This window comes from Sulfitobacter sp. NFXS29 (assembly GCF_040148765.1).
Lineage (GTDB): Bacteria > Pseudomonadota > Alphaproteobacteria > Rhodobacterales > Rhodobacteraceae > Sulfitobacter.
Genome location: NZ_JAGDED010000011.1, coordinates 15408 through 30177 on the forward strand (window position 1 = coordinate 15408; position 14770 = coordinate 30177).

A 14770-nucleotide genomic window follows, 5' to 3' on the forward strand; every position below is an offset into this window, starting at 1 on the left:
CACGTCACAACCCGGCTGCCTTTGTCAGGTTCACGCGGAACCGGTCGCGCCGGCGTTGATAGCGGCGGGTCATTTCGGCCGAAGCGTGGCCGAGCTGCTTCTGGACATAGCGTTCATCAACCTCTGCCGAACTGGCGAGGCCGGCACGCAGCGAATGGCCTGCAAACAGCGCGAGCCGGTCTTTCTCAGGCAGGTCCGCCCGGATGCCGGCGTCCAGGACCGTGCGCTTGATCAGCCGCACGACATGCTTGTCGTTCAGTCTTGTCTCCGTGGCACGCTTGCCATCCCGCGAGGTGCCGACAAAGACCGGACCGAAGTCGATCTTGGCGAAGTGCAGCCATTGTTCGAGTGCGTGCACGGGGCAGGTCTGGTCGCTAGACCCGCGACCAATCTCAACCTCACGCCAGCCGGTCTTGGCGTTCAGCGTGAGCAGGGCACCCTCTTCTAGGATCTCGATCCAACCGCCTGAATCTGGTGTGTCGTCTTTGTGGACATCCAAGCTGACGATCTCGGACCGACGCAGACCGCCCGCATAGCCGATCAGTAGGATGTCCCGGTCTCGCAGACCGCGCAGGTCGTAGGGCAAGGTGGCAACCATCGCGAGAATGTCCTCGGCCAGGATCGCCTCCTTCTGCACCGGCGGACGGGCGTGTTTGCGTTTGATGCCGGCCAGCACGGAGGCGATATGGCGGTTCTTGCGTTCGAGGTTGAAGCCGCGTTGCTTGTAGTTCCAGCTCAGACCAGAAAGACGGCGCTCGATGGTCGAGACTGAGAGGGCAGGGGCCTTTCCCGTGGGTGCCGCCAAGTTGGCAAGGTAGAGCCCGATCATCTCAGACGACGGCGGCAAAGGGTCTGTTCCCTTAAGTCTGCACCAGCGGGCAAAGTGCGCCCAGTCTTTCGCATAGGCCTTCAGGGTGTTCTCAGAGGCCGCCTGCTCTGCATAGCCGCGTGCGGTTTCTACCAGCTGATCGAGGGTGCCTGAGCCAGCCACATGCGAGGGCAGGGTGATGCCATCACTTTTCTCATGATCTCTCGCGTCACCCTGAGCATCTTCGGAGGTACTAGGGCGTGCTGAGCTCAACTTCTCGTTCTCTGTGGCCATATTTCCGGTTCTGTCGCAAAGATTTCGCCTGGCAGAAGAGGAGTCTTCCGTGGACACAATTATGCTGCGAGGGCCGCGAACTGCTTGAATGCCGTGATACCTGTTTGTGCTAGCTGGCCCTTACGGATCATATGCGCGGTTTCGATCCCAGCTAGCGTTGCTGCCGCAGAATGGAACGCTTTGAAGCCGAGCATCGACCGTGTGATCCGTTTGATGAAGCGATGATCCTGCTCGATGATATTGTTGATGTATTTGGATTGAACGATGTTGATGATCCGACCAACCCCCGTGAATTTGAGGATGACGTTTAGACTTTGCAGACCAGCTAAGTTGGCGTTGCTCTTGTCGATGGCAATACGGTCTGGGACACCGTTGGTGCCAACAGCTCGCTTGAAGAACCTTCGCGCGGCAGCTGTATCGCGGCGCTCAGACAGCATAAAATCAAGGGTTTGACCGTCCCGATCTACAGCACGGTACAGATAGGTCCACTTGCCGCGAACCTTGATGTAGGTCTCGTCCATCCGCCAAGAGATGGCTGTCGGCTTCTTTCTGGCCTGCGCCCTTGCAGCGATCAGCGGCGAGAATTTTACCACCCAGCGGTTCAGCGTCGCATGATCGACTTCAACTCCGCGTTCGGCCATGATCTCCTCAAGATCCCGATACGAGACACCATAGCGGACATAGAAAAACACAGCATAAAGGATCACGCTCTTTGGGAAATGGTTACCTTTGAAATCAATCGTCACGGTTGGGTGCTCGCTTTCAAAACCCAAAAGTGCGCTCCTACCACGCGCGAGCCAGTCCAACCAACCGCGAAAACTTTGCGACAGAACCAGATGCGTTCCCTCACAAAGTAAGAGCCTTTGACGTGAAAATTAGGTTGACTTAAAATCATAAGTACGTACTTATTTTCGAATGGTAAAGATTTCGATAGATATTGGCGGCACGTTCACAGATGTCGTGGCTGAGACTGCAACAGGGCTCAGCTCTGTTAAAGTATTAACCACCCCGGATGCGCCTGATCGTGGAGCGCTGGAAGGTGTAGGGCGCCTACTGTCGGATCTTGGTAAATCCCATGCTGATATCTCTGTCGTTATTCATGGCACCACATTGGCTACAAATGCGCTGATCGAACGTCGTGGTGCAAAGACGGCATTCATCACAACGGCCGGGTTCCGCGACGTGCTGGACATGCGTTACGAAAAGCGGTTCGAGCAGTACGACCTGAATATCGAAATGCCGACCTCGCTGGTTGACCGGCCGCTCCGCCTAGGTCTGCAAGAGCGGATCCTGGCAGACGGTTCCGTCCTTCAAGCACCGCAGGACACAGAGATTGACGCACTTGCCGCAAAGATCAAAAGCCAAGACGTCGAGGCGGTGGCCATCGGATTCCTGCATTCCTATCGCAACCCTGCTCATGAAGAATATGTTGCGGATCGTTTGCAGCAGACGTTGGGTGGTACCGTAACGATCTGTCGAAGTGCAGATGTTGCTTGCGAAATCCGCGAATATGAAAGGTTTTCTACTGTCTGCGCCAATGCTTACGTGCGCCCATTGATGTCTCAGTATCTCGGTGCGCTCAAATACGAGCTAAACGGTTTGGGTTTTGGCGGATCGTTCCTCATGATGCTTTCCGGTGGCGGCCTGACCACGCTGGAACAGGCCATGCGTTTTCCGATCCGATTGGTAGAAAGTGGTCCGGCAGGTGGTGTTGCGCTGGCGGCGCATGTGGCGCGCGAGGTCGGCTCAACCAAGACCTTGTCGCTGGACATCGGGGGCACCACTGCAAAAATCTGTTTTATCCGCAACGGCAATCCGCAAACCACACGCCGGTTCGAAGTGGCCCGCGCATGGCGCGATGTAAAGGGCAGCGGTTTGCCAGTGCGTGTTCCCACGGTTGAGCTGGTCGAGATCGGCGCTGGTGGCGGCTCTATCGCCGCTGTAGATACGCTGGGACGCCTCAAGGTTGGACCGCGCAGTGCAGGGTCAGACCCAGGACCGGCAGCATATGGTAGGGGGGGCAAAGATGCGACGATCACCGACGCGCATCTAACCGTCGGCAACATTGCAGCTGAAGGGTTCGCAGGTGGGATGATTTCGCTAACGCCAGCCAATGCGCCAAACTCCATTGCCCGTCATGTGCAAACCCCGATGGGCATCGAAGATGTCGAAACCGCAGCCGCCGGGATCATCGAATTGGCCGACGAGGCAATGGCTAATGCAGCACGAGTTCACGGGATCGAACTGGGCCACGACATCGCCTCCTTTGATCTGCTGGTCACGGGGGGGGGCGGCGCGCTTCATGCAGCGCGCATCGCAGAAAAGCTAGGTATCAGGCGGATCATCGTTCCCCAAAACGCGGGCGTCGGTTCTGCGGTGGGGTTCTTGCGCTCTCCTGTGGCGTTCGAGAGTGCAATTTCGGTGATGGAGCTGTTGCACGATGTTGACGCAGTTGAATTGACACAGCGCGTTGCGGCCCAGCTGTCCTATGTCCGCTCCATCGTAGGTGAAGCTGCGCCTGCGGACCAGGTGACGACTACTGTTAAAGTCGAGCTGCGCTATCAGGGTCAGGGTCTTGAGGTGGTGCTAGAACATCCCGCCGATGACAGTTTTAGAATAGATGTGGATCAGTTAGAAGCTGAGTTTATCGAGCGGTACAACGTGCTGGTCGGCTTTACGCTGAAAAACATCCCCGTGGAACTGGTCTCTGTAAGTTTGACCGCCCGTGAGAAACGGGCCCTGGACACGCATCCTTTCACGCCCCAGCCGTCCGAAGCTGCGGAAACCACACGTATGGTGTTCGATCTGGCGGCACAAAGGCAAGTCAGCTATCAAATCGTAAAACGGGCAACGCTTGGGGCGGATGTCGTAAACGGCCCGGCGGTTGTTGCGGAAGATCAAACCACCACTTTGGTCCGCCCCGGATGGTCGGTGCGCGCCTCCAGTGAAGGTCACCTTATTCTGGACCGGAGTGAAGCATGAGCGATAATCTGGACATCGTTGCACAGAACGTCCTTTGGAACCGCCTCATTTCAGTGTGTGAGGAGCAAGCCAATGCTCTGATGCGGGCGGCGTTTGGCGCAATCGTGCGCGAGGCAGGCGATCTGTCCGCAGGTGTGTTCGACGCCAACGGTGACATGCTCGCTCAGGCCATAACCGGGACGCCAGGGCATGTGAACACGATGGCGGCGTCTGTACGGGCGATGCTGGCCCACGTGCAGGCTGACAGCTTGAAACCAGGCGACGCGTTGGTCACGAATGACCCGTGGCTGGGAGCAGGGCATGTCTTCGACTTTGTCGTGGTCACGCCCGCGTTTTTGAATGGTAAGATTGTCGGCTATCTCGCGTCGACCAGTCATATCGTGGATATTGGCGGGCGCGGTTGGTCGGCCGAGGCGGCGTCGGTATATGAAGAAGGCGTAACCTTCCCCGTAATGCATTTGCGCCGTGGTGCAGATCTGAACGAGGACCTGCTGGCGATTGTCACAACAAACTCGCGCGTGCCGCACGAGGCGAGAGGCGATATCCTGTCGCTGTTGTCGTGCAATGACACTGGTGTTGCGCGGCTCCTGAATCTGATGAGAGAATACGCACTGGGTGATCTGACATCGATCGCCGCGTTCATCTTCGAGCGCTCTGCCATGGGCACAAAAAAAGCTTTGGCGCGCGCGCCGCAAGGTATTTACGAAAACACCATGATGCTTGATGGCTACGATGCGCCGATCATGTTGAAAGCTCGTATGACAATCGGAGATGGCACCATTTCCGTGGACCTCACCGGTTCTACGCCTGCCGTTGTCCGCGGCATCAACTGTCCGCTGAACTACAGCGCAGCTTATGCATCCTTCGGCATCCGTGCTTTGTTGACGCCCGAAGTGCCGAACAATCAAGCGTCACTTGATGCAATTACAATTACCGCCGAGCCAGGCCTAGTAGTTAGTGCTGAACGGCCCAGTCCCGTGTCGGCGCGCCATGTCATCGGGCAGGCCTTGCCTGATTTGATGCTGGGATGCCTTGAACAGGCTCTGCCTGGCGAGGTTTTGGCCGAAAGTGCCGGTGCTCTGTGGACGTTATCGCTTTCGGGCGCGGGAAGGACCGCATTTTCGTCACTGAATGTCGCCCTTGGCGGCATGGGCGCAAGGCCCGGCACAGACGGTCTGTCGACCACGGCCTTTCCTTCAGGTGTCGGCTCGGTTCCTGTCGAGGCCGCCGAGGTTGCAGCTCCTGTGATCTATCACGCCAAGGAATTCATCTGCGACAGCGGCGGGGCAGGACGCTATCGTGGTGGCTTAGGTCAACGCATCGAAATCGGGTCTCGCATCAATGAAGATATGTTCATGTCAGCGGCCGCGTTCGAGCGCCTGAATTCCGGGCCCGAAGGTCGCCAAGGCGGTCAGCGCGGTGCAAACGGTAAGGTAGCCATCAGTGATGGCACTCAGGTGACCGACAAGGGCATGTACAGAATTCCGGCAGGGGAACGCGTGATCCTGCAAACGCCTGGCGGCGGCGGATATGGCGAGCCGGCTCACCGAAACAAAAAGATTCTGGAAAAGGATCTGTCCGACGGTTTGGTCTCAGGTGAGGCCGCCCAAACGTTCTATAAAGTAAAAGAATAACAAGCTTCTTCCCATCCAACAGGAGAAACCTCCAATGACAACGATGACAAAAATTATTGCGGCAACGACCGCGTTGACCCTAACGAGTTCTGCTGTCTTCGCGGAAGCCAAATGGGACATGTCGACCGCTTGGGCAGCCAATAACTTTCACGGCGAAAGCGCGATTGCTTTTGCGGACGCTGTGCGCGAGGCGACAGATGGCTCGGTGGATATCACTGTGCATTTGTCTGGCGAGACCGGTGTGAAAATCACTGAAAAGCTGGTGGCAGTGGAAACCGGAATCGTCCAGATGGCCGACATGCTGCTATTTCTTCAAGCGGGTGAAGAGCCGTTTTTGGGAGTCGATACTCTGCCTTATCTGATCCAGGGCCAGGACGAGATGAAGGTCTGGCTGGACGTGGCGGGCCCCACTTATGACGCAATTTTTGAACGCCGCAATCAGAAGGTTCTTTACTACGTGCCGTGGCCGTCGCCGGGTGTGTACTCCAAAGAGCCGATTGTCAGCGCCGATGATATGGCCGGTCAGCGCATCCGTGCGTTCAACGCGACCTCCTTCACTTTCCTCGAAAAGATGGGAGCCGCTCCTGTCGAGTTGCCCTTTGAAGAACTGGCGACAGCCGTGGCTGCGGGCACCGTTGATGGAGCCGCCACCTCGACCTCGACCGGCGCCAACTCGAAGCTTTACCAGTTTACGGAGAACTTCAATCCGCTGAACTGGTCCATGTCACCTGATGCTGTGACCGTCAACCTTGATGCATGGAACGCATTGACCGATGAAGAACGCGCGACAATCGAGGGGCTGGCGGAGGATATGGAAGCGGATTTCTGGGCCGCTTCGGCAGCCGAGGACGAAGCGCAAACCGCCGTTCTGGTCGAAAACGGCATGGTGATTTCTACCGCTGATGAAAGTCTCAAGGCAAAGATGGCCGAAGCAGGGAAGGCGATGTGGGCGGACTTTTTCAAAACCGCGCCTGAAGCGCAGGCCGTTGTCGAAGCCTATACTAAGAAGACGGGTAAGTAAGCAGATGCAACGGGGCGGACCATACGTCCGCCCCACCGTGTCTCTATTGTCATGACCCGTTTCCTGCTCCTCATCGACCGTATGTCGCGACTGGCCGAGCTTGCTGCCGTTGCTTTGATTTTCGGCTATTGCATTTTGATGCTGACCGAGGTCGTTGCCCGTGCGCAGGCGCAAAGCTTTTCGTTCACATGGGAATACAGCCAATACGCGATGGCCGCGATTTTTGCGCTGGCCTCAGGACCTGCAATCCGCACGGCGGTGCATGTACGGATCACGGTTGTTACCGAAAAGCTGCCTGCAGGGGCCACCAAGTGGTTGGATGTGCTGGCCAATCTGGCTGCTTTGCTCATTGTGGCAGTAGTTGTTTTTGCGATGTGGACTAAAACCTCAGCCTCTTTCGAGCGCAACATATTAGCCACGTCGGTTTCTAAGACGCCGCTCTGGATACCCCAGTTGTTTGTACTGTGGGGCTTTGCCCAGCTTTGGCTTGATCTTTTGGCGCGGCTGATCCGGCGTTCAACCGACCGCACATATGAATGGCGCGACGCTGACAAGGAACAAGCAGATGTTTGAAATCGCAATAGTTACCTGTCTGCTTTTTGTTGCCCTGCTGGCGGGTTCCGTTTGGATCGGTCTGTCCCTGTTCGCGACGGGGTATCTGTTGCTGTCGATCTTTAAGCCGAATATTCCAATGGAGATTTTCAGCAGCGGTGTGATTTGGGGCGCTTTGATCCCAACCCCGCTTTTGTCGCTGCCGCTGTTCATCTTGATGAGTGAAGTTCTGGTGAGCGCGGGACTGGGCAGGTCCCTCTTTTCGGGCCTGGCACCGTGGGTTGGACGGTTGCCGGGAGGCTTGCTTCACGTCAACGTCGTTGGCTCCACACTCTTCGCTGCGGTTTCGGGGTCGTCCGCTGCGACGACGGCCATTGTTGGCAACGTCAGCCTGCCTCAGTTGCAAGCGCGTGGATATGACCGGCAACTTGCAATGGGCTCACTTGCAGGAGCCGGCACGCTGGGGTTCTTGATCCCGCCCTCAATCATCATGATCATATATGGCGTAGTGGCCGAGCAATCTATCCTAGAGCTGTTCATCGCAGGCGTGGTTCCGGGTCTGACGCTTGCGGCCCTTTATATGTTCTATATCGCGGCACATCAGACCATCACGGGAACCCAACCTGCTGTTGATCGTCCCAGCGGGCGCGATCTGTTGCGCGGTCTGCGTGATATTGGTCCAATCGTCATACTGATCGGGACGATTATGAGTGCGCTTTATCTGGGATTTGCCAGTGTGAGCGAATTGGCTGCACTGGGGGTTCTCGGTGCTGTCTTGATTTCCGTTTTGATGGGACGGTTCAGTTGGCGTGCGATGCTTGGCGCAGGTCGGCGCGCCGTGCGCACATCTGCTATGATCGGATTGATCGTGATCGGGGCGGCTCTTTTGAATTCTGCTTTTGGCTTTCTGGGGATACCCAAGGCCATAGCAGGTCAAATCGGAAGTTTTGGACTGTCACCGATGGCGTTGATTGTGGTGTTGCTGATCTTTTACGCAGTTCTGGGTATGTTTCTTGATGGCACATCTATCATTGTGATGACCTTGCCGATCACATTGCCGCTCATTACCGCAGCTGGCTTTGATGCGATCTGGTTTGGTATCTTCGTCGTCGTTGCCGTCGAGATCAGCCAGATCACTCCGCCAATCGGCTTCAATCTGTTTGTTATTCAATCCCAGACAGGCGAGAGCATCGGCACCATCGCACGGGCCGCGCTGCCGTTTTTTGGCATCTTGCTCGGCTTTGCGCTGCTGCTTGCTGTGTTCCCCGATCTGGCGCTGTGGTTGCCTAGGACATTGCAATGACAATCCTGCACCAACAGCTGGTCGAGGCGATCCTGATGGAGGTCCAGTCAGGCAAGCTGCGCGTGGGCGCAAAACTGCCGCCCGAAGCTGACTATGCTTCAGAACTGGGCGTCAGCCGTTCCACCCTTAGACTGGCGTTTGCGGAGCTTGAACGGGTGGGCGTTTTGCAGCGCAAAAAGCGCGCGGGTACGACCATCATCGCCGATCGGCCCAAGTCGCTATTCAACATGAGCACAACCGGTCTGCACGAGCTTCTAAGCCTAGGGCGGGACACCGATCTTGCTCTTAGCGGAACCACCACCGTGCAGACAGACGCAGTTCCCCAGTTGCATGGATACGACAGCGAGACCGGTCATTGGCTAGAAATCAATGGCACCCGTACATTGCCGGGAGAGGCAAAACCGTTCAACAGCACGCGGATCTATGTTCCTGCGCGCTACGCTGGAATCGAACACGTACTGAAGCAAAGCGAGCCTTCTATATTTCGCATCATAGAAGAACGATTTGACCTTGCTGTCGGGCGTGTGAGCCAATCCGCGCAGGCCATCCACTGTCCAGGCGATGTGGCTGAGGTAATTGGGCTTGAGCCCGGTGCGCCAGCGCTGCAGATCGTTGCCCAGCTATATGATCGGAAAGGCATTCTGATGGAGATCTCAGTCGCGACATTCGACCCCAATAGGTTTCAACTGCAAACGGATGTGAAAATTGACTAAACCTGCGTTGCGCACTGTTGTAACCGGTGGCAGCGGCGCCTTGGGGGCGGCCATCGTATCGGCGGCATTGGCCCGCGGGGACAAGGTAGTGAACCTCGATCAGGTGAAGAGTGACAGCGCGCCCTGGATTGCCGTTGATTTTGCGGATCCCGGTTCGGTGGCCCAAGCGGTCGACAAGGCGACGGAGATTTTGGGCGGTATCGATGTATTGATCCACTCGGGCGGAGTTTTTCGTGCAAATGGGTTTCTAACAATGTCTGATGTCGAGTTTTCCGAGGTTCTCGACATCAATCTGTTGGGCAGCTTTCGGATTGCTCAGCAGGTCGCTTCCCGAATGGTCAGCGGGGGCGGGCGTATTCTCCTGATGTCTTCGATTCATGCGAAATACGCCGTGCGGGGGCGTCTGGCATATGGCGCGTCAAAAGCTGGGATCGAGGCCATGACGCGAGTGATGGCAACTGAGCTATCCGAATACGGGATTCGGGTGAACGCGCTCGCACCTGGGGCGGTCTCAGCAGGAATGGTTCCCTCAGACGTCACACTTGTATCTGATTGGGTAAGTGTCACCCCGGCGAAACGTAAAGTGACCCCGAAAGAAGTTGCGGGGATGGCAATGTTATTGACCTGCGACGACGCTAGTTTTGTTTCAGGACAGGTTATTTCGCAGGACGGCGGTGCGAGTATTTCTCATATTTTCTAAGTTTTACACCTTGACGGAGGAGCGTACATTTTGCTGCTCTATACACCATAGATACGCTTGCACGTGCCGTATGCAACGAGGCCGGCTAGAAATTCATTACATAATTAACCCTAAAAGTTGTCTCAGAGATTGATGGGCACGCGTTACCCACAAGTGCGGCACTTGTTAGAAGATAGTAGTTTTATGATGCGTGATCTCATCCCATCCTGATGAGGTCTTTGCTAAGGGTATGGTATTGCGAACCGTACAACCATGGGCGACCGGCATCTTCGCCATTTCCAGAAGATCAGCATGCTCATCTACATGCAGCAGTTTGAGCATGGCGCCTTTTTATAGAATTTCACCTTGATGCCTTCAAACAATGTTGCTTAAGCAGATGCGCCCCTGCAGGGAGAGAATGGACGCATCTTTGGTCTTAGGAATTGCCGTTTTTTCTGACCCGTTAGGAGGTTCGAACGGTGATATTTTTTGTGGCTTTTTGGATGATATTATCGTTTGCTGCGGGCGATACGATAACTTTCTCAAAGGCATTTTGGTTGACATAGCACTTACTGCGCTCAGCGTGAACCAACCTCCACCCGTCGGCCACACGGCGTATTTCGATGTAAGTGGTAATGCTCGGACCAGATGCTTTTGCATGGGCATTGCAGCCCGACTTGCCTGCGGGCCGATGCCACGCCTCCGCTCCAACGAGGTTCTTTACAGTGACCCCGCTCGCTTTCAAATTCTCTTCTTTCTCGAAGGCGTAGTAGATCACATCGTCAGCATCCATCGTGTAAGTTTTGGCCTTGCCGTTGATCAGCTTAAGATGGGCAACCAGTGGGGCGCGCAAGGCTTCCTCGAGCTCTTTCAGGAGCTGGGTCTTTTGATTGAGTTCGACCGTGAGTTTTGCGAACTTTTTGGCACCGACGGTATCAGGTTTGACGGCGCCGGCAGGAACAGCCTGACTGTCGCGCGTGCTCAAATTTGATTCTAGCACGGGGAACCGGTTTTGGATTCTGGAGATATCCGCTTTAAGACGCGCGATTTTTCTGTCTATTTCTGCGCTTGTGATCTTGATGTTCATGATTAAAAAACTCCTTTGATATAATCATTCAGTGAGCCTGCAAAGCGCCGGTGGGCACTGCTGAACAGCTCGAGTAAAGGTGTACCAGGAGTCGATTAAAGGCTGGTTAAATAACCAGAGATATTCTTTTTGGAGACCCTTTTTTGCAAAATCTCTGACTGGAGCATCGCTGTATGACCTCCAGTTGAACCGGATTGCTTCCGAAATAGGCATGGCGGTTCAGACCTATTATTTTTAACATTCATGTTTGCTTCTTTTGCAGAATGGCCTCAGCAAGGACGAAGGCTGAAGAACGCTGTCCTGCTTTTGGAAGCCTGCCAGGATGTCACCGTTGACGCGCCTACCGTTGGAAGGAGGGCTTCATCTCTGTGCCAACAGTGCGGACGGTCTGCCGGGTCTGCCGGGTCTGCTACACCGCAATGCGCGTGCGGTCCTTTTTTTTGGCGTGCATGGTCGCGGTTGTTCATAAAGTAGGGCGCCTAAAATGACCCAGTGTCCGTCACGCTTAAAGCCAGTCGCGCGCTTATCTATATATGATATGGTGCCATAGCCTGAGGTTGGCTCTCAGATGTTTCTGACCAATAAATGTAGGACAAATGTTCGGGCGCGGCGCTGATGTGTTGGGCCCTGTTTTGTAGCTGCTTGGCTTGCTGTGGCTCTTTACTGAGTTCTTTTCCACGATTTTAAGGTTTCCCAACCACTTGCCTTTTTGAGGCCGATCTTGGCGGGCAAGCAATGTCGATGTAATACGCTCGCTCTGATTGCGCCTCTCAACGGGAGGCAGAGATGAGTAAAAAGAGTAGTAATAAAATAAGAACGATAACGGCGCGTGTCACGCAAGATGAACGAGACGCGCTCACGAGGCGCGCGGCTGGCCGGTCGCTTTCCGATTACATCCGGAGGCATATACTGGGTAAAACATCACGTGCGCCATTGCAGTCTGCTGAGAAACAAACCCTCGCACAGCTGAGCCGGATTGCTGATATTGTCGGTGACTATATCCAGCACGTCGCGACGCATGGCACGCTTAAGCGCGGGGAAGTCATGAAGTTTCTCGGCGAAGTTGAGGATGATCTACATGCCCTTCGGCTTGCCATTCTCAGAGGCGGGACCGGCGATGGGGATTGCTAAGATTTCTCGCCCGCGTCGGGCGGCATCAACAGTTCGCTATCTACTGAGGCCTCTTGATCACGCCGGGCGCGAACGGGGCCAGGTTGCGGTCGTTGGTAGCACGATCGGCAAGCGGCCCGACACGGCGATTAAGTTCCTCGGCGAGGTTGCCAAACTGCGACCGAGACTTAAGCGCCATCTTTACCATGTGTCGATTTCCGTGTCCTTAAACGACCGAGAACTGTCGCGTACTGAGTGGGCTGCGATTGGCCGGGCTTGGTGCGAGGGGATGCAGATCGAGAATTATATGATCGTACTTCATGACGCTCATATCCATATCATCGGTTCCCGTATCCGCCTCGACGGTACAGCAGTCTCTGACACTTTTGACTACCGGCGCAGCGAGCTGCTGCTGCGTAAAATCGAAACTCAATTTGGTCTCGCGCCCACCCCGTCTTCCCATGTGGTGGATAAGGCCAGGCAGTTGACACATCAGCGGGCTCGATCGCTGAAGGAGCTCCACGCTGTCAGGAGAGACGGCATTTCTCATAAAGACTTGATACGCACGTCGATTGATGAGGCGCTGGCTAAGACGCCCGACGAGGCGCAATTGAGGACGGTCTTGGCCGAGGCAGGCATCGACATGATGATCGAACAGGCAGCAGATGGCACAACCTATGTTCATTTTTGGTTTCGTGGCCGCCAATATGGGCAGCGCAGCTTGGGGCAGGGCTATAGTTTGACCAATTTGGCGAAAAAAGGCTTGCAGCTTAGCGGTCCTCAGGGCGCGTTCGCTCACGTGCCACGCCCCCCGTGGGCTATCGATCAGGGGCCGGAAAGCAAAGAGCTAAGGCTTGCTGGCAACCATGAAGAGGCGGTTCGGCGCGTGAGGGAATTCGGGCGAGAGGCACATCAGGCCATTGAGCGTTATCGCGCTCGTAACATCACTAAGAATGCGCCGCCCGGTCCTGATGATGGATCGGGACCGGAACCGGACGATGAATTTCCGGATGTCACCTAGCGGCTCCTCAAGGCGCCGTGCTTCCCACCCCCGCTGTATCGAGAAGCAGTCAGAGTAAGGAGCCCAGAGCATTTCGAACATCGATTGTAGCTCCAAGCGGAGGCTCAATTTCATATTTTTGCGAGATCATATTCTCTATTTCATATTTTCTTTATCTTCGATCCAATCTTTTATCATTCGGCGGATCATTTCCGGTCGTGTCGGCAAGTCGTCTTCCTCTTTCCGAAAGTCGTCTATTTTTTTTATGATATCGTTATGAAGTCTGAGCATAATTCCAGATGAATCGACAGGAGGGCGGCCTTTTTTTACCATTTTGCAATAGTTCCTCGAATTAAGGGTTGACTTATTAATATAATGATATCATAATAAAGCAAGCGAGGCAAGGGTTGCAGCCCTCACCCCGCTCTAATCACAACGATCTAATTAGGAGATCATTATGCCTAAAGACTATTTTAACGATCCGATTGAGCGAGCGACAGGCGAAAGTTTTGCGGCCTCCCCACACTCTCTCATGTTCGAGCGCTTGGTCAGCAACTTGCAGTCCACGCTCGATGAGGAAGTCTTTTTTGACGATTCAGACTGGCCAGGTGGGTTCGACTGGCGCAGCGAGACCGATGCGGTCTGGCAAGGCCTTGCGGAGGATGCCACCATGCTGGCGACCTTCCGGACACGCAGGCCCGCCGATCGGCTGCTGTGTCGCGCCGCGGGGGTGATCCACCGCGCCATTCGTGCCGGATCGCCAGCCGAACTTGAGGCGGCACGCATTAAACTCGCAAAAATTATGCAGAAACCTGCGGAGCCTCGCATTCATTTTATGCTTGAGGAAGCAGAACTCTGTTTAGTGCAAATGGCCGACCGCGCAGACGCAGATAGCGCTGGATCCGATCTCGGTCTCACGCCCGACGCATAAGCCTTCACCCTTCTCAAATTTATGTCCCTGACCGGCGCCGCAGCGGCGGCCGGGCGGGTGATCTATTGCCACTAAAGGATGAATAAAATGACACATCAACCGCTTTTGGCTGGGTTCGAAGAGGTGTTTCACGCCCCTTTGAGCGAGCCACCTCAAGACCTACTTCAGTTTCCTCAGATTGATACTGATGCCCTGCGATACCATGGCAAGCAGTTTGGCCGCGCAGGCGAGCTGCTCGTTGAAAGCGTCCTGTTGAGCGTCGGCGTACAAAGCGTAAGCGTGGCGGAGCATCTACCTTTCGACTGTCTGGTATTTCTCAGCCAAGGTGTTCTTCGTGTTCAAGTCAAAACGGCGACAAGACCGCGCGCGAACTGCTTTAATTTCAACATTTCGCGCGGATACCACCGCTCCCCGGGCGGCGTTCGTGGCTATGCGGAGGATGACTATGATCTACTGGCGCTCGTTTGCTTGTCAGAGAATGTGGTGAAATTTACCGCGGATCGCCGGCGGTCGCAGATCATTGGAATCGACGAAATCGAGGTGCTGAGACGGAGGCCGGGATCGAGCTTCGAGAGTGCGTTGGCAGATCTTGGGGTCGACCAGATGGCCCCAGCCCCCGTCGGCCCTGTGCCGTTTTGCTATTGAGCGGAGAGTGC

Annotated in this window: 15 protein-coding genes; 11 read left to right on the forward strand and 4 right to left on the reverse strand. The window is 55.3% G+C overall.

What is annotated here, in order from left to right; all coding sequences use genetic code 11:
* Positions 1-4: 4 nt before the first annotated feature.
* Positions 5-1102 (reverse strand): tyrosine-type recombinase/integrase, encoded by a 1098-nt coding sequence (locus J3456_RS15905; RefSeq protein WP_349581119.1) that lies wholly within the window; start codon positions 1100-1102, stop codon positions 5-7.
* 59 nt (positions 1103-1161) lie between these two features.
* Complete coding sequence (locus J3456_RS15910) at positions 1162-1848, reverse strand: IS6 family transposase (protein WP_349581254.1); 687 nt, start codon at positions 1846-1848, stop codon at positions 1162-1164.
* Positions 1849-2017: 169 nt separating this feature from the next.
* On the opposite strand from J3456_RS15910, the gene J3456_RS15915 reads away from it, so the two are divergent.
* Genes J3456_RS15915 through J3456_RS15945 form a run of 7 tightly spaced genes read left to right on the forward strand, consistent with a single transcriptional unit; the run spans position 2018 to position 10007 of the window.
* Entirely contained in the window at positions 2018-4084 is a 2067-nt protein-coding gene (locus J3456_RS15915) for a hydantoinase/oxoprolinase family protein (RefSeq protein WP_349581121.1), read from the forward strand.
* Positions 4081-5718 (forward strand): hydantoinase B/oxoprolinase family protein, encoded by a 1638-nt coding sequence (locus J3456_RS15920; protein WP_349581122.1) that lies wholly within the window; start codon positions 4081-4083, stop codon positions 5716-5718. The genes J3456_RS15915 and J3456_RS15920 overlap by 4 nt, the downstream gene beginning before the upstream one ends.
* 34 nt (positions 5719-5752) lie before the next feature.
* Complete coding sequence (locus tag J3456_RS15925; RefSeq protein WP_349581123.1) at positions 5753-6739, forward strand: TRAP transporter substrate-binding protein; 987 nt, start codon at positions 5753-5755, stop codon at positions 6737-6739.
* Between the two features lie 51 nt (positions 6740-6790).
* Positions 6791-7312, forward strand: coding sequence for a TRAP transporter small permease subunit (locus tag J3456_RS15930; protein WP_349581124.1), 522 nt, complete (start codon positions 6791-6793; stop codon positions 7310-7312).
* Complete coding sequence (locus tag J3456_RS15935; RefSeq protein ID WP_349581125.1) at positions 7305-8594, forward strand: TRAP transporter large permease; 1290 nt, start codon at positions 7305-7307, stop codon at positions 8592-8594. The genes J3456_RS15930 and J3456_RS15935 overlap by 8 nt, the downstream gene beginning before the upstream one ends.
* Complete coding sequence (locus J3456_RS15940; protein ID WP_349581126.1) at positions 8591-9307, forward strand: GntR family transcriptional regulator; 717 nt, start codon at positions 8591-8593, stop codon at positions 9305-9307. The genes J3456_RS15935 and J3456_RS15940 overlap by 4 nt, the downstream gene beginning before the upstream one ends.
* Positions 9300-10007, forward strand: coding sequence for an SDR family NAD(P)-dependent oxidoreductase (locus tag J3456_RS15945; RefSeq protein ID WP_349581127.1), 708 nt, complete (start codon positions 9300-9302; stop codon positions 10005-10007). Before J3456_RS15940 ends, J3456_RS15945 begins: the two co-directional genes overlap by 8 nt.
* Positions 10008-10172: 165 nt before the next feature.
* Here J3456_RS15945 and J3456_RS15950 read toward each other — a convergent pair whose 3' ends face one another.
* Positions 10173-10328: a hypothetical protein gene (locus J3456_RS15950; RefSeq protein ID WP_349581128.1), complete on the reverse strand. Its 156-nt coding sequence runs from the start codon at positions 10326-10328 to the stop codon at positions 10173-10175.
* 121 nt (positions 10329-10449) lie between these two features.
* Positions 10450-11073 (reverse strand): hypothetical protein, encoded by a 624-nt coding sequence (locus J3456_RS15955; RefSeq protein ID WP_349581130.1) that lies wholly within the window; start codon positions 11071-11073, stop codon positions 10450-10452.
* Between the two features lie 786 nt (positions 11074-11859).
* On the opposite strand from J3456_RS15955, the gene J3456_RS19440 reads away from it, so the two are divergent.
* The 4 genes from J3456_RS19440 (at position 11860) to J3456_RS15970 (ending at position 14759) form a co-directional block, all read left to right on the forward strand.
* Positions 11860-12204 (forward strand): plasmid mobilization protein, encoded by a 345-nt coding sequence (locus J3456_RS19440; protein ID WP_502989517.1) that lies wholly within the window; start codon positions 11860-11862, stop codon positions 12202-12204.
* Positions 12143-13204 carry a relaxase/mobilization nuclease domain-containing protein gene (locus J3456_RS15960; protein ID WP_349581131.1) on the forward strand — a complete coding sequence of 354 codons (1062 nt, stop codon included), beginning with the start codon at positions 12143-12145 and terminating at the stop codon, positions 13202-13204. Before J3456_RS19440 ends, J3456_RS15960 begins: the two co-directional genes overlap by 62 nt.
* A 436-nt stretch (positions 13205-13640) precedes the next feature.
* Complete coding sequence (locus tag J3456_RS15965) at positions 13641-14114, forward strand: hypothetical protein (RefSeq protein WP_349581133.1); 474 nt, start codon at positions 13641-13643, stop codon at positions 14112-14114.
* Positions 14115-14201: 87 nt separating this feature from the next.
* Complete coding sequence (locus J3456_RS15970; RefSeq protein WP_349581134.1) at positions 14202-14759, forward strand: PDDEXK-like family protein; 558 nt, start codon at positions 14202-14204, stop codon at positions 14757-14759.
* The last annotated feature ends 11 nt before the right edge of the window (positions 14760-14770 follow it).

Excerpts from the sequence above, each read along its gene's own strand:
- J3456_RS15905 (WP_349581119.1), bottom strand. The coding sequence starts at position 1,102 with ATGGCCACAGAGAACGAGAAGTTGAGCTCAGCACGCCCTAGTACCTCC.
- J3456_RS15915 (WP_349581121.1), top strand. The coding sequence starts at position 2,018 with ATGGTAAAGATTTCGATAGATATTGGCGGCACGTTCACAGATGTCGTG.
- J3456_RS15920 (WP_349581122.1), top strand. The coding sequence starts at position 4,081 with ATGAGCGATAATCTGGACATCGTTGCACAGAACGTCCTTTGGAACCGC.
- J3456_RS15925 (WP_349581123.1), top strand. The coding sequence starts at position 5,753 with ATGACAACGATGACAAAAATTATTGCGGCAACGACCGCGTTGACCCTA.
- J3456_RS15930 (WP_349581124.1), top strand. The coding sequence starts at position 6,791 with ATGACCCGTTTCCTGCTCCTCATCGACCGTATGTCGCGACTGGCCGAG.
- J3456_RS15935 (WP_349581125.1), top strand. The coding sequence starts at position 7,305 with ATGTTTGAAATCGCAATAGTTACCTGTCTGCTTTTTGTTGCCCTGCTG.
- J3456_RS15940 (WP_349581126.1), top strand. The coding sequence starts at position 8,591 with ATGACAATCCTGCACCAACAGCTGGTCGAGGCGATCCTGATGGAGGTC.
- J3456_RS15950 (WP_349581128.1), bottom strand. The coding sequence starts at position 10,328 with ATGCTCAAACTGCTGCATGTAGATGAGCATGCTGATCTTCTGGAAATG.
- J3456_RS15955 (WP_349581130.1), bottom strand. The coding sequence starts at position 11,073 with ATGAACATCAAGATCACAAGCGCAGAAATAGACAGAAAAATCGCGCGT.
- J3456_RS19440 (WP_502989517.1), top strand. The coding sequence starts at position 11,860 with ATGAGTAAAAAGAGTAGTAATAAAATAAGAACGATAACGGCGCGTGTC.
- J3456_RS15960 (WP_349581131.1), top strand. The coding sequence starts at position 12,143 with ATGATCTACATGCCCTTCGGCTTGCCATTCTCAGAGGCGGGACCGGCG.
- J3456_RS15965 (WP_349581133.1), top strand. The coding sequence starts at position 13,641 with ATGCCTAAAGACTATTTTAACGATCCGATTGAGCGAGCGACAGGCGAA.
- J3456_RS15970 (WP_349581134.1), top strand. The coding sequence starts at position 14,202 with ATGACACATCAACCGCTTTTGGCTGGGTTCGAAGAGGTGTTTCACGCC.